This window comes from Pseudomonas sp. DCA-1 (genome assembly GCF_046523955.1).
Lineage (GTDB): Bacteria > Pseudomonadota > Gammaproteobacteria > Pseudomonadales > Pseudomonadaceae > Aquipseudomonas > Aquipseudomonas putida_Y.
Genome location: NZ_CP169881.1, coordinates 2,738,350 through 2,763,761 on the forward strand (window position 1 = coordinate 2,738,350; position 25,412 = coordinate 2,763,761).

Here is a 25,412-nt window from a genome sequence, read left to right on the forward strand (position 1 = left end):
TTCTTTGGAAGTTGTTGTCTAATTATTTCTGTCAAGAAATGAATGATGTTTTATATAGGGCTGATTTTTCTCATGACTGTTCTGAACACGTCTTCAAGTGCTGCGGCGCAGCATCAGATAGGACTGGGCTATGTTCAGCCGCCTGCAGCGCGATGCGTCCATAGAAGAGCAATGCAGTTGCCCAAGTTGTAAGCCAGACAAAGATTCCGGCCCAGAACGTATGAGACATATAGTGCCAGCCCTGTAATACTCGGGTAGTGCCATACACGAATCCGATCAGCAGGATGGCAACCAGCAACTTGCGAGCATGCGCCCACCGGTGGCGCAGGGCCACGAAATACAGCGCCAACAGCGTAAACCCGCTGGACGCATGGCCACCCGGCCAGCAACGGCCATCGCCGGGCTTGCTCCATAAAGAGAAGTTTTCGAACCATTCGACCCGGGCTTGCGAACCGCCATACAGCGTGGTTTCCACAGGGCAATACACGCTGGTATGGCTTTTCAGGTAGTGAATCACGGTGGTGCTCAGTGCGAACGCTACCACCACGAACAACAGGTCGCGCCGATATTGGGTGGTAAAGCGTAGCACCGGTGCAATACGGACCTTTTCCAGTACCCGGGCAAGGCCCAGTTGTGGGTGGCTAGCCAGGCGCGGCCAGATGAACGAGAGCAAGCTGCCTATGACGGCCAGTTCACCTGTCCAGTCCGGCAGGATGCGTGGCCATTTGTGGGTGACTTTCTCGAATAACGGGTTGTGCAGCAGCGGGAACTGGCCAGTGGCCGGGTCAAGCAGCAGGCTGCTGATCCAGCGATCTAAGTCTGTGAGGTCGAAGGCCATGAACACAATGGCGGCCAGCAATAGTGGCAGCAGCAGGTTGTTGCGGTAGAAGGTGGCGCGGGAGGGCATGTTCAGAGTTCCTTGGCATCAATGAGTGTGTGCCATTCACTGGCCGCCATTTGGCCCAGCACCTTCGTCTTGCCATCGTTGCCACGCGTGATGAACAGGGCGCTGGCATAGCTGTTCGATGTTGCGCTAGAAGGCGCTTTGAGCGCCTGCTCCAGTTGATCCATGCAGCCGCTGTGGCTGACCAGCACGAGGTTGTGGCCACTTCGCTTGAGGGCAAAGGCCTTTTCGGCAAAGTGGCTGTCACATTGATTAAGCCAGTCTCGTGTGGCGATGGTTTTACCGAACATGGCTTGTGCGGTCTGCCGGGTTCGCACCTCTGGGCTGGTCCAGACATCAGCTTCGCCCAAGCCAAGGTGTTGCAACCCGAGGCCTACATCGGTGGCCGCCTGCCTGCCCGCGACGGTGATCCCGCTGGGGTCGTTCAGGCACGCATCACTGGAGCGGTCGCAGCGTTCGGCATGGCGCAGTACGACAATCACCGAGCCTTTTGCCCAATCGGTATACAGCCCACTGTGCTGCAGGTGATGCGGATTGCCCAGGTTGGGGGTGGCCGCGCGCTGCTGGGCCCAGGCTGCCGCTACGCCGAGCAAGAGCAGCAGGCACAACACCACCCATTGCGCTGCTCCCCAAGGCCATCGGTGTATCGGCCCAAGCCGTGAAGCGGGGGAGTCGTCGATCAGGTCGTGCAGCATGTTTGCCACTCCAGTCAGTTTGCTCCATGCGAGAGCGTCGGCACTGTAGGCAGTGGAATGTCGGCAGAGGGTGAGGCGGGTGTGAAAAAAGCCTTTCGCTGATGGGTGTGCGGTGGAGGTCAAACCGGGTGAGAGGGTAAGAATGAAACCGGTTTCAAAACATTTCTGAACGCGCTAGATTATTCGGCTGTCTTCTTGATGGCCTATCAAGATCAACTCTTTATTGAAAATCAGATGGCGCTTATCAAGGCCACCCCAAAGCCGATGAGGATTCGCAATGCCTGAGCATGCCCCAGACAACCCGCGCAGGGATTTTCTGCGCAAGACCTTGACTCTGATCCCTGTCGTTACAGTGGCCAGTACAGGGCTTGGCGTGGGCGCCAGCCAACTGCTTGCGGCCCCGCAACCGCATCAGCAACCGAAAGTGCCGGCTACGCCGCCTGCGGGCAATTATCAACCGACATTCTTCAGCGCCGAAGAATGGGCTTTTCTACAAGCTGCCGTTTCCCGCATCATCCCGGCCGATGAGCTTGGCCCAGGGGCACTCGAAGCGGGCGCCGCCGAATTTATCGACAGGCAAATGAACACCCCCTACGCGACGGGCGCACAGTGGTACATGCAAGGGCCGTTCAACGCCGACGCCCCGCCCGAGCTGGGCTACCAGTTGCAGCTCAGCCCGCAACAAATCTACCGCCTGGGCATCGCTGCCGTGGACGGCTGGTGCAAAGCCAATGGCGGACAGGTTTTTGCTGCGCAAGATAGCGCTACCCAGGACCGCATTCTCAGTACGTTGGAGGCAGGAGAGGTGGTTTTCGAACCCGTTCCGGCCAAGGTGTTCTTCAGCCTGCTGGTGCAAAACACGCGCGAAGGGTTCTTCTGCGACCCGATTCATGGCGGCAATAAAGGCATGGTCGGCTGGACCCAGATCGGCTTCCCCGGCGCCCGCGCCGACTTCATGGACTGGGTCGAGCGCAACGAGCCTTACCCGTTCCCGGCTGTATCGATTCGTGGTGAGAGGGCCTGAGGCATGGCGACTGTGTTGAACAAAGTGGATGCGGTGATCGTCGGCTTCGGCTGGGCCGGTGCGATCATGGCCAAAGAGCTGACCGAGGCCGGGCTGCACGTGGTAGCCCTGGAGCGGGGGCCAATGCAGGATACCTACCCCGAAGGCAGCTACCCGCAGGTGATCGATGAGCTGACCTACAGCGTGCGCAAGAAGCTGTTCGTCGATGTGTCGAAAGAAACCGTCACTGTCCGCCATAGCGTGAATGATGTGGCATTGCCCAATCGCCAGCTGGGCGCATTCCTGCCGGGCAAGGGCGTGGGGGGCGCGGGCCTGCACTGGTCGGGTGTGCACTTCCGGGTCGACCCCGTCGAGTTGCGCCTGCGCAGCCACTATGAAGAGCGCTACGGGCGCACGTTCATTCCCGAAGGCATGACCATTCAGGACTTCGGCGTCAGTTATGAAGAACTGGAGCCCTATTTTGACTTTGCCGAAAAGGTCTTTGGCACTTCAGGCCAGGCCTGGACCGTCAGAGGCCAGGTGGTCGGTGAAGGGAAGGGCGGCAACCCCTATGCGCCGGACCGCTCCAACCCGTTCCCGCTGCCCGCGCAGAAGAACGTTGTATCGGCAAGGCTGTTCGAAAAGGCTGCCACCAGCCTGGGCTACAAACCCTACAACCTGCCGTCGGCCAACACCTCCGGGCCATACACCAACCCCTACGGGGCGCAGATGGGGCCGTGCAACTTCTGCGGTTTCTGCAGCGGTTACGTGTGCTACATGTACTCCAAGGCCTCGCCCAACGTGAACATCCTGCCGGCGCTGCGCCAGGTGCCCAACTTCGAGTTGCGGCCCAATGCCCATGTGCTGCGGGTGAACCTGGACGACCGCAAGCGCAAGGCTACCGGCGTGACCTACATCGATGCCCAGGGGCGCGAGGTGGAGCAACCGGCAGAGCTGGTGATTCTGGCGGCTTTCCAGTTCAACAACGTGCGTCTGATGCTGCTTTCCGGCATTGGCAAGCCTTACGACCCGGTGAAGAACGAAGGTGTGGTCGGGCGTAACTTCGCCTATCAGAACATGGGTACGGTAAAGGCGTTCTTCGACAAGGACACCTACACCAACAACTTCATCGGCGCGGGTGGCAATGGCATTGCCATCGACGATTTCAACGCCGACAACTTCGACCATGGCCCGCACGGCTTCGTCGGCGGTTCGCCAATGTGGGTGAACCAGGCCGGCAGCCGGCCGATTGCCGGCACCTCCAACCCGCCGGGCACGCCGGCCTGGGGCAGTGCCTGGAAGAAGGCCACGGCCGACTACTACACCCACCAGGTGTCGATGGATGCCCACGGCGCACACCAGTCCTACCGTGGCAATTACCTGGACCTGGACCCCACCTACCGCGATGCCTACGGCCAGCCGCTGCTGCGCATGACGTTCGACTGGCAGGAAAACGACATCAAGATGAACCAGTTCATGGTCGACAAGCTGAGCAAGATCGCCCAAGCGATGAACCCCAAGGCCATTGCCGTGCTGGGCAAGCAGGTCAAGGACCACTTCAACACCACCAGTTACCAGACCACCCACCTGAACGGCGGGGCAATCATGGGCACCGACCCCAAAACCAGTGCACTGAATCGCTACCTGCAAAGCTGGGACGTACACAACGTGTTCGTTCCGGGGGCTTCGGCGTTCCCGCAGGGGCTGGGTTACAACCCGACCGGGCTGGTGGCCGCGCTCACCTACTGGTCGGCCCGTGCCATCCGTGAGCAGTATCTGAAAAACCCCGGTCCGTTGGTCCAGGCTTGAGGAGCGATGAGCATGAAGACACTGTTGATCGCAACTCTGGTGCTGGGTGCCGGCGCGGCTTTGCAGGCCGCAGCGAATGACGATGCGCAGGTGCGCCTGGGCGAGTACCTGGCCCGCGCCGGTGACTGCGTGGCCTGCCATACCGCCAAAGGCGGCAAGCCCTTTGCCGGCGGGTTGCCGATGGAAACGCCGATTGGCACGGTGTACTCCACCAACATCACCCCGGCGGCCAGTGGCATCGGCCAGTACAGCTTCGAAGACTTCGACCAGGCCGTGCGCAGGGGTATCGCCAAGGACGGCAGTACGCTCTATCCGGCCATGCCATACCCGTCGTATGCGCGGGTCAGCGAGCAGGACATGCAGGCGCTGTACGCCTATTTCATGAAGGGCGTGGACCCAGTCGAGCAGGCGAACAAGGCCTCTGACATTCCCTGGCCGCTGAGCATGCGCTGGCCGCTGGCAATCTGGCGCGGCCTGTTCGCCCCAGAGGCCAAGCCCTGGCAGGCATTAGCTACAGCCGACCCTGTGGTGAACCGCGGGGCGTACCTGGTCGAGGGCCTTGGGCATTGTGGCGCTTGTCATACGCCGCGGGCACTGACCATGCAGGAAAAGGCCCTGAGCGCGGCCGATGGCGAGCAGTTTCTGGCCGGCAGCGCGCCGCTGGAAGGCTGGGTTGCCAAGAACCTGCGTGGCGATCACAAAGACGGCCTGGGCAGCTGGAGCGAAGCGCAGTTGGTGCAGTTTCTCAAGACTGGGCGCAGTGATCGCAGCGCCGTGTTCGGCGGCATGAGCGATGTGGTCGAGCACAGCATGCAGCACATGAGTGATGCCGACTTGACCGCTATCGCCCGCTATCTGAAAACCCTGCCGCCGAGCAATCCGGACGACCAGCCGCATGTGTACGACAAGCAGATAGCCGATGCGTTATGGAAGGGTGACGACAGCAAGCCTGGGGCGGCGGTGTACATCGACAACTGCGCGGCCTGCCACCGCACCGACGGGCAGGGCTACACCCGCGTGTTCCCGGCCTTGGCCGGCAACCCGGTGGTGCAGACTACGGATGCCACGTCGCTGATCCATGTGGTGCTTGCCGGTGGCACGGTACCGGCAACGCACACTGCGCCGTCGAACTTCACCATGCCGGCTTTCGGCTGGCGCCTGAGCGACCAGGAGGTTGCCGAGGTGGTGAATTTCATTCGCAGCAGTTGGGGTAACCAAGGCAGCGCCGTCACGGCCGGTGACGTGAAGTCGCTTCGCTGACGTGTTTTTCTGCGCCCTCGCCCGTAGGAGCGGTTTTAACCGCGAACACGGGCGAGGCCCGTGCTATCCCCTAACGTAATCAGATTCCAGGGTAAGCCCTGTTCCACAGATATTAATCTATAACAATCAATGAGGTATGCAATATTATTAATGCGATTTAACATTTACGGTCTTCGTGCCCGACCAACGGCATGTTGACGAACCCGTGCATTTTTGCTGTATTGAAACCGGTTTCATCACTATTAAAACAATCATAAGGAAAACCCATGACCGACGCGCCTGCCCATACCCGCGAACGGGTCACCATCAGCGAAGTGGCGCGTGTTGCTGGCGTTTCCAAAGCCACCGTCTCCCGTTACATCGGTGGCGACCGCCAATTGCTGGCCGAAGCCACGGCCAAGCGGCTGGAAGAGGTCATCGAACGCCTCGGTTATCGCCCCAACCAGATGGCTCGCGGCCTCAAGCGCGGCCAGACGCGACTGATCGGCATGCTGGTGGCCGATATTCTCAACCCCTATTCAGTGGCCGTGATGCACGGCGTGGAAACCGCCTGCCGTCAGCATGGTTACAGCCTGGTGGTGTGCAACACCAACCGCGACGACGAGCAGGAGCGTCACCACCTGGTGGCCCTGCAGAGCTACAACGTCGAAGGGTTGATCGTGAACACGCTCGGTCACCACCCCGGCGAACTGCTCAACCTGCGGCGTGACATCCCCATGGTGCTGGTCGACCGCCAATTGCCCGAGCTGAATGTGGACCTTGTCGGCCTGGACAATGCCGACGCAGTCGAGCAGGCTCTTGACCACCTGCAAACCCAGGGCTATCGCGACATCCTGGCGGTCAGCGAACCCCTCGATGGCACCAGTTCACGCCTGGAGCGGGTGCAGGCGTTCGGCGCGTCGATCAGCCGCCGGCCAGGCATGCGTCAGCAGGTACTTGAAATCAGCGCAGGGCTGCAGGGCCAATTGGCTTCGTTTCTTGCCCACAATGGCCATGGTCCGCAAGCCATCTTCACCTTCAACGGCGTTGCCACCTTGGCGGTGACCCGGGCCCTGCTCGAGGCCGGGCGCAACCTGGTTGCCGATGTCGGGCTGATTGCCCTCGACGACCTCGACTGGTACCCCTTGGTCGGCAAAGGCATCACCGCACTGGCCCAGCCCACCGAGCGCATCGGTGTGGCGGCATTCGAAAGCCTGCTCGGTCGCCTGCGCGGCGACAGCGGCGCAGCACGGCGTATCGACTTCAAGGCCAACCTGATCATCCGCGGTTCAACCCAACCCCAGTAAGAAACAGCAGGTTTGCGCCTGCTGCTGTTGATTAAAAAATGAAACCGGTTTCATAAGGACAAAAACAATGCACGCGAACCCCGTTTCCATCAGTCTCTCCAGCTACGGCGCCGACTTTGTGCGCCAACGTGGCCAGGAGCAGTTTCTGGACCTGCTGGCCGCCGCTGGCGTCAGCCGCGTCGAACTGCGCGAAGAATTGTTCGCCAGTGCACCGGACGCCGCTGCGCTGGGTAGGGTCATTGCCGCGCTGCGCCTGGAATGCCTGTACTCCACCCCCCTTGAACTGTGGACCGCGCAAGGCGTGCCCGACTCGCTACTGGTGCAGAAGCTGGAAATTGCCCGGGCGCTTGGCGCGGTGGCGCTGAAGGTTTCCCTGGGGCACTTCGATGAGCACTGCGATGTGATGGCCCTGGCGTCGCTGCTGCCTGCGCAGGGGCCTCTGTTGCTCGTGGAAAACGATCAGACCGCACAAGGTGGCAGGCTCGAACCGATGCTGCAGTTCTTCCAGCGCGTCGACCCGCTTGGGCTGCGCCTGGGCATGACGTTCGATATCGGTAACTGGCAGTGGCAGGGTGAGCCTGCGCGGCAAGCTGCAAGGCAGCTAGGCCGTTGGGTGCGCTATGTGCATTGCAAGGCTGTGCAGCGTCGGGCCGATGGCCGTCTGGTTGCCATACCGCCGCAAGCGGCGGACCTGCAGGAGTGGGCAGCGCTGATGGCCGAGTTTGCGCCGGGCGTGGTGCGCGCCGTCGAGTACCCCCTGGTGGGCGAAGACCTGCTGGCGCTGACCCGGGCCCAGGTGCGTCACCTTTCTGCACTGGGCGCGGTGCAGGAGTTGGACCATGCATGAACATGACGTGCTGTGTTTCGGCGAGACCATGGCCATGTTCGTTGCCGAGCAAGCCGGTGACCTGGCCGGTGTCGGGCAGTTCGGCAAACGCATCGCCGGCGCCGACAGCAACGTGGCGATCGGCCTGGCGCGGCTGGGTCTCAAGGTACGCTGGCTGAGCCGGGTTGGTGACGATTCGCTGGGCCGTTTCGTGCTCGAGAGCTTGCGCGGCGAAGGCCTGGACTGTGCCGGCGTTGAGGTGGATGCCAACTACCCGACGGGTTTTCAGCTCAAGGCCCGCAGCGATGATGGCAGCGACCCGGCAGTGGAGTACTTTCGCCGAGGTTCGGCGGCCAGCAGGCTGTCTCCTGCGATGTTGAGCCCCGTTTGGCTGCAGGCTCGCCACGTACACGCTACCGGTATTCCGCTGGCGTTGTCGGACAGCTGTCGGGCGCTGTCTCACGCGCTGCTGGACGGGATGCGCGCAGCCGGGCGGAGCATATCGTTCGATCCCAACCTGCGTCCCTCGCTGTGGCCCGATCAAAGCAGCATGGTGCGTGAAATCAATGCCTTGGCGGCGAAGGCCGACTGGGTTTTACCGGGGCTGGAGGAGGGGCGGTTGCTGACCGGTCAGCACACCCCGGCCGATATCGCCGCGTTCTACCTGGACCAAGGGGTGGAACTGGTGGTGATCAAGCTGGGCGACGCGGGCGCCTACTTCCGCAGCGCCAAGGGCGAAGGGCAGGTAGCCCCGGTGCCAGTCAGCCGCGTGGTGGACACCGTCGGTGCAGGTGATGCGTTTGCCGTCGGTGTGCTCAGCGCGCTACTGGAGGGCCGTCCGGTAGCCGAGGCGGTAGCGCGCGGCAACTGGTGCGGCAGCCGTGCCGTGCAGTCACGAGGTGACATGGAAGGGCTGCCGCTGCGTCATGAACTGGAGGCCTATGACCTGCGCAGAAGCGCATGAGTCGACCCCGAATCACCTGTTGCAACAAAAACAACAAGCTCAGGAGAAACAAACCATGCAAAGCCAAAGCCTGGCACCTCGCCGCTGGTGGTACATCATCCCGATTGTGTTCGTTACCTACAGCCTGGCGTACCTGGACCGCGCCAATTATGGCTTCGCCGCCGCCTCCGGCATGGCTGAAGACCTGCACATCACCCCGGTGATGTCATCGCTGTTGGGGGCGCTGTTCTTTCTCGGTTACTTCTTCTTCCAGGTGCCTGGCGCCATCTACGCCGAGAAGCGCAGCGTCAGAAAGCTGATCTTCGTCTGCCTGATCCTGTGGGGCGGCCTTGCCACACTCACGGGCATGGTCAGCAACGTCTACATGCTGATCGGTATCCGCTTCCTGCTCGGGGTGGTGGAGGCTGCGGTGATGCCGGCCATGCTGGTGTACCTGTGCCATTGGTTCACCCGTGCCGAGCGCTCGCGCGCCAATACCTTCCTGATGCTGGGCAACCCGGTGACCATTCTGTGGATGTCGGTGGTGTCGGGTTACCTGATCAAGCATTACGACTGGCGCTGGATGTTCATCATCGAAGGCCTGCCCGCTGTGATCTGGGCGTTCTTCTGGTGGCGCCTGGTGGATGACCGCCCGGCCCAGGTGAAGTGGCTGAGCGAGCAGGAGAAGGCCGCCCTGGCGCAGGCGCTGGCTGCCGAGCAGCAGGGTATCAAGCCTGTGAAGAACTACCGCGAAGCGTTCCGCTCGCCGCAGGTGATCATCCTGGCGCTGCAGTACTTCTGCTGGAGCATCGGCGTGTATGGCTTCGTGCTGTGGCTGCCATCGATTCTCAAGCAGGCGGCGAACGTCGATATCGTGCAGGCCGGCTGGCTGGCCTCGGTGCCCTACCTGGCGGCGGTGCTGGCGATGGTGGGCGTGTCCTGGGCGTCGGACCGCCTGCAAAAGCGCAAGCGCTTCGTCTGGCCGCCGCTGCTGATTGCCGCCGTTGCGTTCTATGGCTCTTACGCCTTGGGCAGCGAGCATTTCTGGCTGTCGTATGCGTTGCTGGTGGTCGCCGGCGCCTGCATGTACGCACCCTATGGCCCGTTCTTCGCGATCGTGCCCGAGATCCTGCCGGCCAACGTCGCAGGCGGCGCCATGGCGCTGATCAACAGCATGGGTGCGCTGGGCTCGTTCGGCGGTTCGTGGCTGGTCGGCTACCTCAACGGTGCTACGGGCGGGCCCGGTGCCTCTTATCTGTTCATGTGCGGTGCGCTACTGACTGCAGTGGCGCTAACCGCTGCGCTCAATACCTCCCAGACGTCAGGCCGGGCAAAGCGCGATAACTCGCGTCTGGCCATGAACCATTAGGAAACCTGCAATGAAGAAGCGAATCGTCCTGTATAAACGCCTGTCTGACGACTTGATGGCACGCCTGCAAGATCGCGTCGAGGTGACCTGGGTGGATACCTCCCGGCCCGATGGCCTGGCCCGCCTGCGTGATGCGTTGCCGGGGGCGCACGGGTTGCTGGGGGCTAGCCTGCGCCTGGATGCCAGCCTGCTCGACCTTGCCCCGCAACTGGAAGTGGTGTCGAGCGTTTCGGTAGGCGTGGACAACTACGACATTGCTGAACTCAGCAGGCGTGGTGTGATGCTCACCAACACGCCCGACGTGTTGACTGAAACCACCGCCGACACAGGCTTTGCCTTGATCCTGGCTACCGCCAGGCGGGTGGTGGAGCTGGCGAACTGGGTGCGTGACGGCCGCTGGCAGGCCAACCTGGGGCCGGCGCATTTTGGCAGTGATGTGCACGGCAAGACGCTAGGCATCGTCGGCATGGGCCGCATTGGCGAGGCCCTGGCCCGGCGCGCGGCCGCTGGTTTTGGCATGCGCGTGCTGTATCACAGCCAGCGTGCCAAGCCCGAGCTGGAAGCACGCTATGCCGCATGCCAGTGCAGCCTGGATGAGCTGTTGCAGCAGGCAGACTTCGTTTGCCTGACAGTGCCGTTGAGCGCCAGCACCGAAGGCCTGATAGGCGCACGGGAACTTGCGTTGATGAAGCCTGAGGCAATCCTGGTGAACATCTCACGCGGGCGTGTGGTGGATGAGCAGGCGCTGATCGAAGCGCTGCGGGCCAGGCGCATCCGCGGTGCGGGGCTGGACGTGTTCGTGCACGAGCCGCTGCCGGCCGACTCGCCGCTGTTGCAGCTCGATAACGTGGTAGCGACCCCGCATATCGGCTCGGCGACCGAGGAAACCCGCCAGGCCATGGCGCGTTGCGCGGTGGATAACCTGCTCAGCGCGCTGGCCGGTGAGCGGCCGGCAAACCTGGTCAACGGCTGACGCGCGCCCCTGCCACGGGGGCCGCGCAGCCTTTGAAATGATCAGCGGCAGTTACCTGCCTTGCGATAGCCTGCTGCCTGCGCTTCACCTTCGTTAGCGAAGGAAACCTGGTTCTTCGCTGCAACCTGGTTGTAGCCTGGGCAGCCGACTGACAGGTGATAGACGTGGCTGTTGCGGTTGCCAAGCACGGCGCCGACCGAACCGGCGCTGGCCAGGCTTGGTTTGGCCTCTGGCTTGGCCGCGTTTACCGGCACCGCCTCTACCACGCCGCTGCCAACCGGCTTGTAGCCGGCAGTCCACTTGCGTTCGCCGCTTACGAACGGGTTGGCATGGCCCATGATCGCGGCAATGCGCCGGTCGCGTTCTTTCTCCCAGGCCGACACCGGGTGTTGCTTGTCCCAGGCCATCAGCAACTGTTGCTGTTGGCGCGACATGCTCAGCTTGTAGCGGTCGAACATGTAGAAGGTGGTGCGGGCCACCAGGCCTTTGACTTCGTCACGCGGTTCAGCGGTGCGCTGGACGAAATCGACCTTGGTGGTGCATTGGCCGTATTCGCCGGCATTGCCAGTGACCATGCCGTAGTTGAAGTTGCTGCGGTCACCGTTGACCTCACCCACGGCCGGGTAAAGGTTGAACAGGTCGGCCTCCATGGCGCGGAACACCGGGTCGTTGTCCACGCAGTGCTCACGGCCGCCGTTCTTCCAGCACTGGCGCTGGTTGCCGAAGGTGTGGGCGGGCACGATGTGTTCCCACTCGGTGCGTTCTGCACGGTTCTGCTGCTTGCGCGTCTGGTAACCACACGAGGCGGCATCGATGCGCCCGCCAGACTTGCCCACCCAGGTCCATTTGCACCCGCAGTACAGGTCGCCGAGGGCACTGCTGGCCTGGTCCAGGTAGACCTTCTGCTTGGCCACCACTTTGGCTTCGGTGAAGGTGGCCGGCGGGTTGGCCAAGGCGGGGAGGGTAAAGAAAAATAATAAGGTTATGGCGTAAAGCAGTGATTTCATGGGGAAAACATATTTCAGGTTGGGCCGCGCATTGTAATGGTTTCCGCGAGGCTGACCAGCTCGCGGACCCATACCAACTGCCGCAAGCCCGCGCTATTTGAAGCCGGTGACCGCGTGGGGAACGTAAGGGGCCTGCAAGCGCGCCACCTCGTCCTCGCTCAGCTGCAGTGACAGTGCGCCCAGGGCATCGTCCAGGTGGGCGGGCTTCGAGGCGCCGACGATAGGGGCACTAACGCCGGCCTTACCCAGTACCCAGGCCAGCGCAACCTGGGCCATCGGCACACCCCGTTCGCTGGCGATCTGCTCGACCACATCGATTACCCGGCCGTCCTCCACCTCGGTCTTTTCATAGAACGACTGCCCGGACACGTCGGTGCGCGTGCGCTCGGTCTGCTGCCCATGCGGCCGGGTCAGGCGGCCGCGCGCCATGGGGCTCCAAGGCATCAGGCCGACGCCTTGATCCAGGCACAGCGGAATCATCTCTCGCTCTTCTTCGCGGTAGATAAGGTTGAGGTAGTTCTGCATCGACACAAAGCGGCTCCAGCCGTGGCTGGCGGCTACCTGTTGCGCCTTGGCGAACTGCCAGGCATACATCGACGATGCGCCGATGTAGCGCGCCTTGCCGGCCTTGACCACATCATGCAGGGCTTCCATGGTTTCCTCGATGGGGGTGTGGTAGTCCCAGCGGTGGATCTGGTAGAGGTCGACGTAGTCTGTGCCCAGGCGGCTGAGGCTGGCGTCGATGTTGGCCATGATCGCCTTGCGTGACAAGCCTTGCTCATTGGGCCGGCTGGCGCCTTCCCACATGTTGGCAGGGAAGAACACCTTGGTGGCGATCACGGTTTCTTCGCGGCGGGTAAACTCCTTCAGGAGTTTGCCGAGGATGATTTCCGAAGTGCCGGCGGAATAGCTGTTGGCAGTGTCGAAGAAGTTGATGCCTTGCTCGACGGCGTGGCGAATGATTGGCCGGCTGGCGTCTTCGCCCAAGGTCCAGGGGTGAGTGCCGGCGTCGGGTTCACCGAAGGTCATGCAGCCCAGGCACAGCCTTGAAATGTCCAGCCCGGTGCTACCCAGCTTTACGTACTGCATCGTCGTCTCCTTCAAGGGCGTGAGTGATGGAGTTAGCCTAACGCTGGCAGGCTTGGGCGAAAATTCCGTATTGATGCAGGCGCCATCTGCAAGAATTCACAAGCGTAGCATCGGCCGCACCTGCTGCTGAAGGAAGTCGGTAACCGCCTTGATCCGTGGTGTGGCGCGCACATCTTCATGCACTGCCAGCCAGATTTCGATGCTCATGGTCTGTTCGGCGGTGCCTGCTTCCTTCAGGCCGTGTTCCTGTGCCATGAACGCGGGCAGGCAGGCAATGCCGATGCCGCCGGCACAGGCTTGGGCCTGGATGCGCAGGTCATTGCTGTGCAATGCGAACGGCTGCTGGCCGGCCTGGAGGTTGAGCCATTGCTGTTGTGGGGAGCGGGCCTGAGACTCGTCGTAGCCGATGTAGCGCCTGACCGTTGCGCTGGCCAGGTAACCGGGCGAGGCATACAGCCGGTAATCCAGGTGCCCCAGCAGGCTGACCACCAGAGTTGGCTCTGTCGGCCTGGCCAGGGCGATGCTGATGTCAGCTTCGCGGCGGACCAAGGATGCCTTGGATTTGCTGCCCACCAGCTTCAGGCGCAGCTGTGGGTAGCGCTGGTACAGCTCGCCCAGGCGCCGGGCGACGATGCTGCCCAGCAGCGCCGGTGGTGCCGAGAGCACCACTTCGCCTTCCACTGTCTGTTGGCCGGCGCTGGCGAAATGTTCCAGGGCAAAAGAGGACATGGCCATCTGCTCGGCGAGTTCTGCAACACGTTGGCCTTCGTGGGTGAGGGCATAGGCGCGGGGACGTCGGTCGACCAGCTTGAGCTTGAGCGAAGCTTCGAGCGAGGCGATGCGCCGGGCCACGGTGGCGTGGTCGACACCCAGGGTCTTGGCGGCGGCCGACAGCGAGCCGGCCGAGCTGAAGGCGGAGAAATGGCGCAGGTCTTCCCAATCGAACATGAATGACTCGGCAGTGGCGGGTGCATAACGGGGTAGGGTAACCCTTTATGACCAGGCCGGCTTCAATGCCCGCCTTTCATCCGCCGCGCCACCAGGTAGATGCCCAGGCCAGCCAGCGCAGTCGCGGCGCCGATGTACCCGGTGCTGGTCCAGCCCGTACCAGCAGTAATCGCCATGCCTCCCAGCCATGGCCCCAGGGCATTGGCCAGGTTGAACGCCGCATGGTTCGACGCCGCTGCCAGGCTTGGCGCTTCATGGGCAATGTCCATGAGGCGAATTTGTAGCGGTGCCGCCAGGGCGATCATGGTGCCCACCAGGCCGATGCCCAGCAGCAGGCTCCACAGCGCCTGGGCGGCGAAGGTAAAGAACAGCAATACGGCAATCGACCACATCAGTACCAGCCCCACAGCGCGGAACTGCAGGCGGTCGAACAGCTTGCCGCCTGCGATGTTGCCAACGATGCCGCCCACGCCGAACGCCGCCAGCCCGAACGGAATCCACTGTGGCGACACCTGGGTCACTTGCAGCATGGTCGGTGCCAGGTAGCTGAACACGCAGAACATGCCGGCAAAACCGATCGAAGCGATGGCCAGCGCCATCCATACCTGTGGGAGGGCAAAGGCCTGTAGCTCCTTGCGCGGGTCGCTGCGAGTTTCGTCGTGGCGCTGGGGCACGAAACGCCAGACCAGGGCGATGGTGCACAGGGCGATCGCGCCGACTAGCACGAATGCCGAACGCCAGCCGAAGTACTGGCCCAGGAAGGTGGCAACCGGGTTGCCGAGCAACATGGCCAAGGTCAGTCCCATCATCACCCGGGCAACGGCCCCCGCGCGCTGATCCTTGGCGACCATGCTTGAGGCCACCACTGCGGCAATGCCGAAGTAGGCGCCGTGGGGCAGGCCGCTGATGAAGCGGAATGCGACCAGGCCACCGAACGCGGGGGCAAAGGCAGTGGCCAGGTTGCCCACGGCATACAGCAGCATCAACAGCAGCAGCATGTGCTTGCGCAGCAGTTTGGCACCGAGAATGGCCAGCGTCGGGGCGCCAACCATCACCCCCAGCGCATAGGCGCTGATGGCATGGCCCACCTGCGGCTCGCTCAACTGCAAATTGCTGGCAATGTCGGGCATCAAGCCCATGATGGCGAATTCGCCGGTGCCGATGGCAAAGCTGCCCAGTGCCATGGCGGCTTCCATCTTGGCGACGGTGCTTTTACTGGGTAGCGGGGGGCGTTCCTGGACTGACATCTGTATCCCTATTGAAACATGCTGAAACGTTCAAGGCGGGATGATAGTCAATCGATGGCAGCAACGTCGAGGACGCTGCCCCTGACAGGCCCTTAGCGTTCCAGGTAATGCGTCTGTGCAGCAAAGTCGATGAACCGCTTGCTGGCCAGCGACAGGTATTCCCCCGAGCGCCAGCACAAGCGGAAACTCATCTGCTGTGCTGGCCGGAACGGCACGCCGACGATGCCTGGCGTGCGTTGCTGCACCGAGCGCAGCAGGGTCGCCACCCCCATGTTGTCCAGCGCGGCCTGCACCACCAGCGAGACGAAGTTGCTCTGTAGCGCCACCTGATAAGTGATGCCATGTTCGGCGAAGAACGCATCCAGAAGATGGCGTTGAACGAAGGTGCGATCAAACACCACCATGTCGGTATTGCGCAGGTCTTCGGCGGTGAGGAAGGCTTTGCCGGCATAGGGGTGATCAGGGTGCATGCACGCCAGCATCTCGTCGCTGCCCAGCAGGATCGACTCCTTGTCGGGCGGCACACGCCGGGACTCCAGCAGCGCCAGGTCGATTTCCCGTTGCTCCAGGCGGTGGCCAATGTCCTCGGCACTGCCTTCGAACACGGTCATCGCAATGCCCGGGTACAGCTGGCGGAAGGCGTTCATCAACCCGGGGACGTAGTGCAGGCCGAACATCGGCGGAATACCCAGGCGTACTTCACCACGCTTGAGGTCGGCCATGTCGCGCAGTTCTTGTCGGGCAATGTCCATTTCGCGCAGGGCGGAGGCAATGCGCGGCAAGAACTGCTCGCCCTCGGCCGTGAGAATCACTTTGCGCGTGGTGCGGTTGAACAGGGTTACCCCCAGTTCTTCTTCCAGCCGGGTAACGGCCATGCTCAGCGCTGGCTGGGCGATGTGCAGGTGCTGCGCGGCCTTGGTGAAGCTGCCTTGGCGGACGATTTCGACACAGCAGCGCAATGCCTTGAGGTTCATTGAGGGGTGCTACCTTTCATGCGAGATGCATTTATAACGAACTGTGATGCTAAGCATCATAACAATATATTTATTATTATTAACCAGAGGGCCTACGATGCGCGCCACTGAGACATCCTGCAACATCTCAGTCACGCAGTTTAATAAATCTGCAATCCCACAAAGATTTTGAGGTAGTACCCCAAATGGCCAAGGCCGCCGATGTCGTTGTGCAATGCCTGGAAAATGAAGGTGTCGAGTATGTATTCGGCATCCCCGGTGAGGAAAACCTCGACCTGCTCGAATCCCTGCGCAAGTCGAAGATCAAGCTGGTACTGACCCGTCACGAGCAGTCTGCAGGTTTCATGGCTGCCACCTACGGTCGCTTGACTGGCAAGACCGGCGTCAGCCTGTCGACCCTCGGCCCTGGTGCCACCAACCTCGTGACCGCCAGCGCCTACGCCTACCTGGGCGGCATGCCGATGATGATGATCACCGGGCAGAAGCCGATCAAGAAGTCCAAGCAGGGTCGCTTCCAGATCATTGACGTGTGCGGCATGATGGACCCCATCACCAAGTACACCCACCAGTTCGCCTCGGCCGACAACATCCCCGCCCGCATGCGCGAAGCCTTCCGCCTGGCCGAAGAAGAAAAGCCGGGCGCAGTGCACCTGGAGCTGCCGGAAGACATCGCCGCCGAGCAGACCGACGCGCTGCCGATCCCGCGCAGCCTGCACCGCCGCCCGCTGGCCGAGCACGTGGCCATCGAAGCCGCTGTAGAAAAACTGCAGAACGCGCGTAACCCGATCCTGGTGATCGGTGCCGGCGCCAACCGCAAGATGACCGCCAAGGTCCTCAAGCAACTGATCGACAAGACTGGCATCCCGTTCATCACTACCCAAATGGGTAAAGGTGTGGTCGACGAGCGCCACCCGCGCTTCTTGGGTAACGCTGCCCTGTCGTCCGGTGACTTCGTTCACCGCGCCATCGAAGCGGCTGACCTGATCATCAACATCGGCCACGACGTGATCGAAAAGCCGCCGTTCTTCATGGTCCGTGGCGGCACCGAAGTCATCCACATCAGCTTCCGCTCTGCCGAAGTCGATGCCGTGTACTTCCCGCAGGTGGAAGTGATCGGCGACATCGCCAATGCCGTGTGGCAGATCAGCGAAGCGCTGAATGACACTTCGCACTGGGACTTCACCCGCCTGATGGCCATCCGTGAAGCCAACGAAGCACAGATCGCCGAAGGCGCCGACGACGACCGCTTCCCGGTCTACCCACAGCGCATGGTTGCTGACATCCGTCGTGTATTGCCATCCGAAGGCATCGTCGCCCTGGACAACGGCATCTACAAGATCTGGTTCGCCCGCAACTACAAGGCGCACAAGCCGAACACCGTGCTGCTGGACAACGCCCTGGCGACCATGGGCGCCGGTCTGCCATCGGCAATGGCTGCGCACCTGGTGCACCCGGACCGCCCGGTAATCTCGGTGTGCGGCGACGGCGGCTTCATGATGAACAGCCAGGAACTGGAAACTGCAGTACGTCTGGGCATGCACATCACCGTGGTGATCCTGCGTGACGACGGCTACGGCATGATCCGCTGGAAGCAAGCCAACATGGGCTTCACCGATTTCGGCCTGGACTACGGCAACCCGGACTTCGTCAAGTATGCCGAAGCCTACGGCGCCAACGGCCACCGCGTGGAAAGTGCCGAAGGCCTGCTGCCGCTGCTGGAGCACTGCATCAAGACCCCGGGCGTGCACGTGATCGACTGCCCGGTCGATTACAGCGAGAACGACCGCATCCTCAACAGCGAGCTGCGTGAGCGCGCCCTGGCGGTGTAAGCCCTGACAGGTCGGCGCCGTCCTTTTTCAGGGGCGGCATTGTGCTGCGAAGAGGCCCGTATAGCTGACAGTGATATGTCGGCTTTACGGGCTTTTTCATGGCACAAGGCTGCCTCTGTATCCCACTCACCGCAGATCAAGCAGGCCTTGCAGGCTGGCCAGAATGGCATTGGCGTCGTAGGGCTTGCGCGCGACGGGCACATGCTGCAAATGCTCGGGAATGCTGATGCCTTCGCCATAGCCGGTGGCAAAGAGGAACGGAACCTGCCGGCGAACCAGTTCATCCGCTACGGAAATGGAGGTTCCGGTGCCCAGGTTGACATCCAGTATTGCCGCGTCCGGTTTGTGGCTGCCAAGCAGTTGCATGGCTTGGTCCTCGGAACTGGCGGTGATCACGTCCTTGATTTGCGCATCATTGAGGATTTGCTCCAGGCCTACTGCAATCACCAGTTGATCCTCGAGTATCAGCACACGCAAGCCAGAGCACGCTGAAAAGGCACCGTTTGCATGGGCCAGAGGCGTGGCCGGGAGAGCGGTTTCTGCCGCTTCGGCTACGGAAAGGTGCTTGGCCGGGATTCTGAAAAAGCCTTGCAGGCCTTCGGGGTGATATTCCACCGTGCTGGTGCCACCCAGGTCGAACGGGATGCTGCGGTCGATCAGCACCGTGCCGAAGCCGCTGCGGCTCGGCGGGCGTACCGTTGGCCCACCACTTTCCCGCCAATTGATGGCACAGGCGTGGGTGGCGTCGATTGCCCAGCTCACTGAAAGCTTGCCGCCGGCCCGCGATAGCGCACCATACTTGGCCGCGTTGGTGGCCAGTTCGTGCAGCACCAGCGCCATGACCGAGTACGCGCGCGCATCGAGGATGACGTTCGGGCCCTGCAATTCGATCACGCTGGCAGCCGTGCGATAGGGCGAAAGCTCGGCCTCCAGCAGATTCGTCAGGCGCCCGCCACCGTCACCACGCACCACCTGGTCGTGGGCCAACGACAATGCCTGGATACGCCCTTTCAGCGTTGCCACATAGTCCTGCAGGGTCTGGCTCTCCGGGGTCGGATGGGCAACCAGCGCACCAATCAGCGACAGGATGTTCTTGACCCTGTGGTTGAGCTCTTCGTTGAGCATGCGCTGGCGCACTTCAGCCTTGGCGCGTTCACTGGCGAGCAGCTCGCTGTTGTGCAGCACCACTTCGACGATAGCTGTACGGATGGCATCGCCAAACTGGCGGTCCTGCTCGGTCCAGGGTAGCGACTGCTGGTGAACGGTTTCTTTCCAGATGGCGAAGCTTTTGCGTGGCGTCAGGCGATCGCCCAACGCGCCGCTGTCATAGGTTTTGTTCGGGTCCCCGGCCCAGTCGAGTGTCTCGACCACCTCCTTGCGGAAGAAGATCAAGTAATCCCTTGGGTGTTGCGACATCGGGATGATCAGCACACCCGACACATCATTAAAATACGCCTGTGCCGACGGGATCACTGTCGACAGGCGATTGGACGCCCAGATTCGGCCTTCGCTGACCATGTCTGCCAGGCGCAGCAGATCAGGCACGGCCGTTTGGGGCGGCGCCAGCCCTGCGGACGACCAGCGGCCCAGCAGTGACATGCCGATGCCGTCGCAGGGAATCAGCGACATCAACCGGGGCAGGCGTGCATGGAAGAACCCATCGATGTCCGCAGCCTGGTTGGCGTCGCACAGCATGCTGTCCAGCGCTTTGTGGATGCGCACGGCGGCTTCGAGTTTTTGCCGGCTACGCAGGGTCTCGATATGCAGGGAGAAGAACTCACCGAACATTTCGGCGGCCACACGTTGCCCCATGGCCAGCGTGCGCGGTGCGTAGTGATGGCAGGCAATCATTCCCCACAGCTCGCCGTTGACGATGACCGAAATCGACATCGAGGCGCCCACGCCCATGTTGCACAGGTATTCGCAATGGATCGGCGAGACACTGCGCAGGTGCGCGTAGGACAGGTCGAGCGGTTCGCCCGAGGGGTCGAGCACCGGGTTGATGGCGACCGTTTTGAACTGGGCGTCGGAGATTACCCGGATCGGGTTGCGCAGGTAGAGCGCGCGGGCTTGCTGGGGGATATCGGAGGCCGGGAAGTACTGGCCCATGAAGCTTTCGAGGTCGCCACGCTTGGCCTCGGCAACCACCTTGCCGGCGCCGTCTGCTCCCAGCTGGTAGATCATTACCCGGTCGTAACCGAGCACCGCCCTGACAAAACGGGCGGCATCGCGGAACAGCTTGCTGGTCTGGTCGATTTCGCGTAGTTGGGCAATCAGCGTGCGCGCCAGCTCGATCGGTTCGGCGATGCTCGCGCCAGCGGGCTCGAATTCGAGGATTGCCGTGCCTTTGTACAAGTGGGCGGCGATGTCGACGGCCTCGCCGTTGGGCAGCGTCACGCCGAAACTGAGCGCGGGCCGCGAGGCGTCCCGGGTACGGGCTAGTGCATTGCGAAGCGTATGCGCGACCTCGTCGCCCAGCACCGCGTGCAGTTTCTGACCATTGATATCGTTTGATACACCCAGCACTTGTGGGGCGTTGACCGAATGGCGCAGCACCACGGTCGCTGAGGCATCACAGGCCAGCAGGCAGCCATGGGGCTGGATGCTCCCGGGAATCTGGATGGGCTCCCGGTCGCAGTTGGTCAGGTTAACTTGGGGGTTGTAGGTCATTGGCCCGTGCCTGTGGGTAAGGGGAGGCGGGCAGCAGGTCCGCCATCGTGCGTCAGCCTAGCAGGCATTGCACGCCTTGGGGATGGCGGGCCGCTCCAGTCCAGGGCAGTGCGCTGCTGCTGGTGAGTCAGCTTTGGAGTACAGATGTGCTCTTGTCGAGAATCGCTTGAAGGCAAGCTGCGATCAATGGTCTCATCCCGCGCTTGAGCCAACTGGTATTGCAAGATGAACCGCCCACTGTTTATTTCCATCGATGGGCCCAAGGGTACCGGCAAGACCACGCTGCTGGAGGCCGTCACTCAAGCCTTGCGGCTGGAGGGGAACAAGGTGATCCGCCTCTGCGAAAGAAAGAATGACCCTCACCGGGGCGAGACCATGGCCTTGGTCAACCAGCTTTCCAGAAGCCCTTGCCAGGACCTTGAGTTCAAGGTTTGCGAGCGCTTCGCTGAAAGCCGCGCCTGGATTTCCCGGCATGTACTGCCCAGGCAGCCCGCTGACAGCATCATCCTGATTGATCGCTGGTACCCCTCTGACGCTGCGTTTCGCCGCACTGTGCCGTTTGACAAGATCCTGCGCCTGAACCTCGAACGGAACGTGCAAGTACCCGATCTGCATGTCGGTGTGGTCACAACGCCTGAAACCTCATGGGCAAGGGCCGCGGCGCGCACACGTGGGCTGGGCAGTACGGTGATCCATAACCTGGATGAACAGGTTGCCTGTACCGAGGCGTTCGAGCGTGCAGTTACAGAGCAAGGCTGGGTGCTGTGCCGCAATGAAGGGACTGTCGACGAGGCAACGCGGCAGGTCGTTCGCGAGATTCAGGGCGTGCTTCGACACCTCTGAGGCAGGGGTGAATACTGCCTTTGCAGGTATCAGGCGCCCTGCCGGTCGATGTCACGGCGCAGGACTACCGACGTGGTGATGTCATCCACCGATTCGTGACGTGCCACGTTGTCGCGTACCTGGTTGAGGTCGTCGATCGTCCGGGTCTCCACTTCAACCACCAGGTCAAGCTGACCGCTCACCGATGAAACCCGTCGCACGCGCGCGTCCGTTGCCAACTGGTCGAGCAGCCCCATGGCAGGCGTGCGCTGCAACGTCACCAGCAAGATGGCGCGTATGACGTTGGCGTCTATTTCGCCGATGTCAGCGCGATAACCGCGAATGATTCCGCTGCGTTCAAGGTTGGCTACCCGCTCGGTGGTGGCGCTTCTGGAAAGGCCTATGCGGCCGGCTAGTGCCTTGAGCGCAATGCGCGCGTCCTTTGACAGTACCTCAAGAATCTCACGATCTTTAGCGTCCAGATCACGCATTCCACCCCCTTGATAAACTTGCCGTCATTATGCCGGTCGGAACCGGCATTATGCCTGTTGCGCCCGACCGTATGCAGGGTGTCCGTTTCGGCTGTGCATGACAAGCTATTGCAAAAACAATTCGCGCGCTCGGAACCTGATGATATGACAGACCTTTCCCACCCGGCACCTCGGTTTTCGGCAAGCGATGCAGAGGGCCTTGCAAAAGATTTCTTCAATGTCACCGGCACTGCAACGCCCTTGGATGGGGAACGTGATCGCAATTACCGGCTGGATACGGGCGTAGATGCAGGCTGGATACTGAAAATCGTCAATGCCAGCGAGCCCAGGGTAGAAAGCGAGTTTCAAACCGCGCTACTCGATCACTTGGCCGTGCATGGCGCGCATTTGGGCGTGCCGCACCTGCGGGCCAGCGTGACTGGCGACTACCTGCCGTCTGTGGCCAGCAGCACCGGTGAAAAGCACGCCGTGCGCCTGGTCAGCTGGCTGGCCGGCACGCCACTTGCCAAGGCCAGTCGTTCCATGGCGCTGATGAGAAACTTCGGCCAGGCACTCGGTGAACTTGACCGTGCCCTGCAAGGCTTCATGCACCCGGGCGCAGTCCGCGACCTGGACTGGGACTTACGCCACGCTGCGCGTTCCCGCTCGCGGCTGCACTGCATCAAGGACCCTGATCGCCGGGCCATTGCCGAGCGCTTCATCGCCCGGTTCGAACAGGCTGTACAGCCGAAGCTGGCGTCCCTTCGGGCCCAGGTGATCCACAACGACGCCAACGACTGGAACATCCTGGTCGATGCCGAAACGGCCGGTAACGTGACTGGCTTCATCGATTTTGGCGATGCCGTGCACACCGTTCTGATTGCCGAGGTAGCGATCGCCAGCGCCTACGCCATTCTCGACATGGACGACCCGATCGGCGCTGCGGCTGCGCTGGTGGCCGGCTTCCATGAGAAGTACCCGTTGCAAGCGCAAGAGCTTGATGTGTTGTTCAACCTGATAGCCATGCGCTTGGTCATCAGCGTCACGTTCTCCGCTTCCCGGCAGGACCAGACCGACGACAACCCTTACCTGGCGATCAGTGAAGCGCCTGCCTGGCGCCTGCTGGAGCAGCTTGATTCGATGAACCCACGGTTGGCCACCGGCATTCTGCGCAAGGCCTGTGGTTTCGATGCCATCGAAGGTGCGGGGGAGGTCCGCCGCTGGATTGCCGACAACCACAAGTCGTTTGCCGACCTGGTGCGCCCGTCAGCGGCCATTCTCGACAAGGTGATCGCGCCGTTTGGCGATGCCAGCCATGAGATGACCATCGCCTCGGCCCAGCAGCGCCCGGCAGATGCGACGCGGTGGTGGAATGAATTCTCTGCCGCGCACAAGGTGGCGCTGGCCATCGGACCATGGGGCGAGATACGTGCCATCTATACCGACAGCGCCTTCGAGTCTCGCTTCATCAAGGGGCAGCACCGTACCCTGCATATCGGGGTAGACCTGGTGATGCCAGCGGGTACCCCGTTGTACGCACCGATCGCCGGCACCGTCAGAAGCGTCGAGGTCGAGCCAGGCCCGCTGGGTTATGGCGGCCTGGTGATGCTCGAGCATACCCCACCCGGTTGCCCGCCATTTTTGACGCTGTGGGGGCACATGGCCCACGAGGCGCTCAGCCGTTTGAAGGCCGGTGACAAGCTTGAAGCTGGCGACCTGGTCGGCTACATGGGCAGCGATCACGAGAACGGCGGCTGGATTCCCCACCTGCATCTGCAGGTGGTCACTGATACCCGGCTGAGCGCGCACGAGGTCATTGGCGTGGGTGAGCCAGCGTACCGCGACGCGTGGGCCGACCTGTTCCCCGATGCTTCGGCCCTGGCCGGTATCCCGCCAGAGACCTACAGCCAGCAGGGGATGACCAAGGCCCAGATCATTACCAGGCGCAAGGAACTGCTGCTCCCTAACCTGTCCATTTCGTACACCGATCCGATCAAGTTCGTGCGCGGGGATGGCGTATGGCTGATCGACAACTTCGGGCGGGCCTACCTGGACTGCTTCAACAACGTCTGCCACCTGGGCCATAGTCATCCCGACGTGGTCGAGGCCCTGACCCGCCAGGCTGCGCTGCTCAACACCAATACCCGCTACCTGCACGACAATATCGTCGAATACGCCGAACGCCTGACCGGCACTTTGCCAAAGGGCCTTTGCGTAGCGTCCTTTGGCTGCTCGGGGAGTGAGGCCAACAGCCTGATGCTGCGTATGGCGCGCAATTACACAGGCAGTGATCAGGCGATCGTGCTGGACTGGGCCTACCACGGCACCACGCAGGAACTGATTGATCTGAGCCCTTACAAGTACAAGCGCAAGGCGGGTAAGGGCAGGGCGGCGCATGTTTACGAGGCCGTAGTCCCGGACAGCTACTACGCCCCCGAGCACTGGCCCGTGGAAGCGCACGGCAAGCGCTTTGCCGAGTCGGTGGCAGAGCAGCTGGATGCCATGCGCAAGGCAGGCAAGCGCCCCGGTTTTTTCATTGCCGAGTCGATCCCGAGCGTGGCGGGGCAGGTGTTTTTGCCCGAACACTACCTCAAGGAGGTGTACGCCATGGTGCGAGCCGAAGGTGGGCTGTGCCTGGCCGATGAGGTTCAGGTCGGGTTTGGCCGGGTCGGCAGCCACTGGTGGGCATTCGAGACCCAGGGCGTGGTCCCGGATGCCGTCAGCATGGGCAAACCCATTGGTAACGGCCACCCGATGTCGGCGGTAGTGACCACGCGCGAGGTTGCCGATGCTTTCAACAACGGCATGGAGTATTTCAACACCTTCGCCGGTAACCCAGTGTCATGTGCGGTAGGCCTGGCGGTGCTGGATGCAATCGAGCGCGACCAGTTGAAAGAAAACGCCTTGAATGTCGGCCATTACCTGCTCGATGGTTTGCGCACGCTTCAGCAGCAGTTCGAGGTGATTGGTGATGTGCGCGGGTTGGGCCTGTTTCTCGGCGTCGTGCTGGTTACCGACCGCCAGTCGAAGGCGACAGCCACGGCCCTGGCCAGAAAAGTGGCGGATGGCGCCCGGGAGCGTGGCGTGTTGATCGGCACCGAAGGCCCGCATGACAACGTGCTGAAAATGCGGCCCTCGATGATTTTCAGCCGGGCCAATGCGGACTTTCTTCTCGAGGTGCTGAAAGACAGCTTCATCGCGGCGCTGAAATAGCGTTTCAGGGCGAGCAGGGCGTGTCCATGAGCACGCCCTGCGTCGCGCCTGTCTGGCGCTCTGGGCAAGTTTGCC

20 protein-coding genes are annotated in these 25,412 nt (G+C 62.0%); 11 read left to right on the forward strand and 9 right to left on the reverse strand.

Annotation, left to right across the window (positions count from 1 at the left end; translation table 11 throughout):
• Positions 1-70 precede the first annotated feature (70 nt).
• Both ACE4QZ_RS12805 and ACE4QZ_RS12810 read right to left on the reverse strand, forming a co-directional pair.
• Positions 71-907, reverse strand: coding sequence for a phosphatase PAP2 family protein (locus ACE4QZ_RS12805; RefSeq protein WP_021783808.1), 837 nt, complete (start codon positions 905-907; stop codon positions 71-73).
• 2 nt (positions 908-909) lie between these two features.
• The gene (locus ACE4QZ_RS12810) at positions 910-1,599 is read right to left on the reverse strand and encodes a histidine phosphatase family protein (protein ID WP_021783807.1); all 690 of its coding nucleotides are present in this window, start codon (positions 1,597-1,599) and stop codon (positions 910-912) included.
• 277 nt (positions 1,600-1,876) lie between these two features.
• Between ACE4QZ_RS12810 and ACE4QZ_RS12815 the strand changes: the two genes are divergently transcribed.
• From ACE4QZ_RS12815 to ACE4QZ_RS12850, 8 genes are all read left to right on the forward strand, one after another.
• Complete coding sequence (locus ACE4QZ_RS12815) at positions 1,877-2,623, forward strand: gluconate 2-dehydrogenase subunit 3 family protein (protein ID WP_021783806.1); 747 nt, start codon at positions 1,877-1,879, stop codon at positions 2,621-2,623.
• Between the two features lie 3 nt (positions 2,624-2,626).
• Entirely contained in the window at positions 2,627-4,411 is a 1,785-nt protein-coding gene (locus ACE4QZ_RS12820) for a GMC family oxidoreductase (protein ID WP_021783805.1), read from the forward strand.
• Between the two features lie 12 nt (positions 4,412-4,423).
• The gene (locus ACE4QZ_RS12825) at positions 4,424-5,671 is read left to right on the forward strand and encodes a cytochrome c (RefSeq protein ID WP_021783804.1); all 1,248 of its coding nucleotides are present in this window, start codon (positions 4,424-4,426) and stop codon (positions 5,669-5,671) included.
• A gap of 266 nt (positions 5,672-5,937) precedes the next feature.
• Positions 5,938-6,957: a transcriptional regulator PtxS gene (gene ptxS / locus ACE4QZ_RS12830; protein WP_021783803.1), complete on the forward strand. Its 1,020-nt coding sequence runs from the start codon at positions 5,938-5,940 to the stop codon at positions 6,955-6,957.
• Between the two features lie 67 nt (positions 6,958-7,024).
• Positions 7,025-7,804, forward strand: a complete 780-nt coding sequence (locus ACE4QZ_RS12835; RefSeq protein ID WP_021783802.1) for a sugar phosphate isomerase/epimerase family protein — start codon at positions 7,025-7,027, stop codon at positions 7,802-7,804.
• The gene (locus tag ACE4QZ_RS12840; protein ID WP_021783801.1) at positions 7,797-8,747 is read left to right on the forward strand and encodes a sugar kinase; all 951 of its coding nucleotides are present in this window, start codon (positions 7,797-7,799) and stop codon (positions 8,745-8,747) included. Before ACE4QZ_RS12835 ends, ACE4QZ_RS12840 begins: the two co-directional genes overlap by 8 nt.
• 55 nt (positions 8,748-8,802) lie before the next feature.
• On the forward strand, positions 8,803-10,095 hold the full coding sequence (locus tag ACE4QZ_RS12845; RefSeq protein WP_021783800.1) for an MFS transporter: 1,293 nt from the start codon (positions 8,803-8,805) through the stop codon (positions 10,093-10,095).
• Between the two features lie 10 nt (positions 10,096-10,105).
• Positions 10,106-11,068: a 2-hydroxyacid dehydrogenase gene (locus ACE4QZ_RS12850; protein ID WP_021783799.1), complete on the forward strand. Its 963-nt coding sequence runs from the start codon at positions 10,106-10,108 to the stop codon at positions 11,066-11,068.
• A gap of 41 nt (positions 11,069-11,109) precedes the next feature.
• Here ACE4QZ_RS12850 and ACE4QZ_RS12855 read toward each other — a convergent pair whose 3' ends face one another.
• The 5 genes from ACE4QZ_RS12855 to ACE4QZ_RS12875 form a co-directional block, all read right to left on the reverse strand.
• A complete protein-coding gene (locus tag ACE4QZ_RS12855) occupies positions 11,110-12,075 on the reverse strand; it encodes an endonuclease (protein ID WP_021783798.1) in 966 nt (321 codons plus the stop codon).
• 93 nt (positions 12,076-12,168) lie between these two features.
• A complete protein-coding gene (locus tag ACE4QZ_RS12860) occupies positions 12,169-13,164 on the reverse strand; it encodes an aldo/keto reductase (protein ID WP_021783797.1) in 996 nt (331 codons plus the stop codon).
• 96 nt (positions 13,165-13,260) lie between these two features.
• On the reverse strand, positions 13,261-14,112 hold the full coding sequence (locus ACE4QZ_RS12865; protein WP_021783796.1) for a LysR family transcriptional regulator: 852 nt from the start codon (positions 14,110-14,112) through the stop codon (positions 13,261-13,263).
• A gap of 62 nt (positions 14,113-14,174) precedes the next feature.
• Positions 14,175-15,359 carry an MFS transporter gene (locus ACE4QZ_RS12870; protein ID WP_021783795.1) on the reverse strand — a complete coding sequence of 395 codons (1,185 nt, stop codon included), beginning with the start codon at positions 15,357-15,359 and terminating at the stop codon, positions 14,175-14,177.
• 92 nt (positions 15,360-15,451) lie between these two features.
• Positions 15,452-16,333, reverse strand: coding sequence for a LysR family transcriptional regulator (locus tag ACE4QZ_RS12875; protein WP_021783794.1), 882 nt, complete (start codon positions 16,331-16,333; stop codon positions 15,452-15,454).
• A 185-nt stretch (positions 16,334-16,518) separates the two neighbouring features.
• On the opposite strand from ACE4QZ_RS12875, the gene ACE4QZ_RS12880 reads away from it, so the two are divergent.
• Positions 16,519-18,162, forward strand: coding sequence for an acetolactate synthase large subunit (locus tag ACE4QZ_RS12880; RefSeq protein ID WP_084850271.1), 1,644 nt, complete (start codon positions 16,519-16,521; stop codon positions 18,160-18,162).
• A 126-nt stretch (positions 18,163-18,288) separates the two neighbouring features.
• Here the strand turns inward: ACE4QZ_RS12880 and ACE4QZ_RS12885 are convergent, their stop codons facing one another.
• Entirely contained in the window at positions 18,289-20,832 is a 2,544-nt protein-coding gene (locus tag ACE4QZ_RS12885; RefSeq protein WP_021784632.1) for an HWE histidine kinase domain-containing protein, read from the reverse strand.
• A 225-nt stretch (positions 20,833-21,057) separates the two neighbouring features.
• Here ACE4QZ_RS12885 and ACE4QZ_RS12890 point away from each other — a divergent pair, with 225 nt between their 5' ends.
• Positions 21,058-21,675, forward strand: a complete 618-nt coding sequence (locus ACE4QZ_RS12890) for a dTMP kinase (protein WP_021784633.1) — start codon at positions 21,058-21,060, stop codon at positions 21,673-21,675.
• Between the two features lie 29 nt (positions 21,676-21,704).
• On the opposite strand, the gene ACE4QZ_RS12895 is transcribed toward ACE4QZ_RS12890, so the two are convergent.
• On the reverse strand, positions 21,705-22,145 hold the full coding sequence (locus ACE4QZ_RS12895) for an Lrp/AsnC family transcriptional regulator (RefSeq protein ID WP_021784634.1): 441 nt from the start codon (positions 22,143-22,145) through the stop codon (positions 21,705-21,707).
• Between the two features lie 144 nt (positions 22,146-22,289).
• Between ACE4QZ_RS12895 and ACE4QZ_RS12900 the strand changes: the two genes are divergently transcribed.
• A complete protein-coding gene (locus tag ACE4QZ_RS12900; RefSeq protein ID WP_410480450.1) occupies positions 22,290-25,337 on the forward strand; it encodes an aminotransferase class III-fold pyridoxal phosphate-dependent enzyme in 3,048 nt (1,015 codons plus the stop codon).
• Positions 25,338-25,412 lie beyond the last annotated feature (75 nt).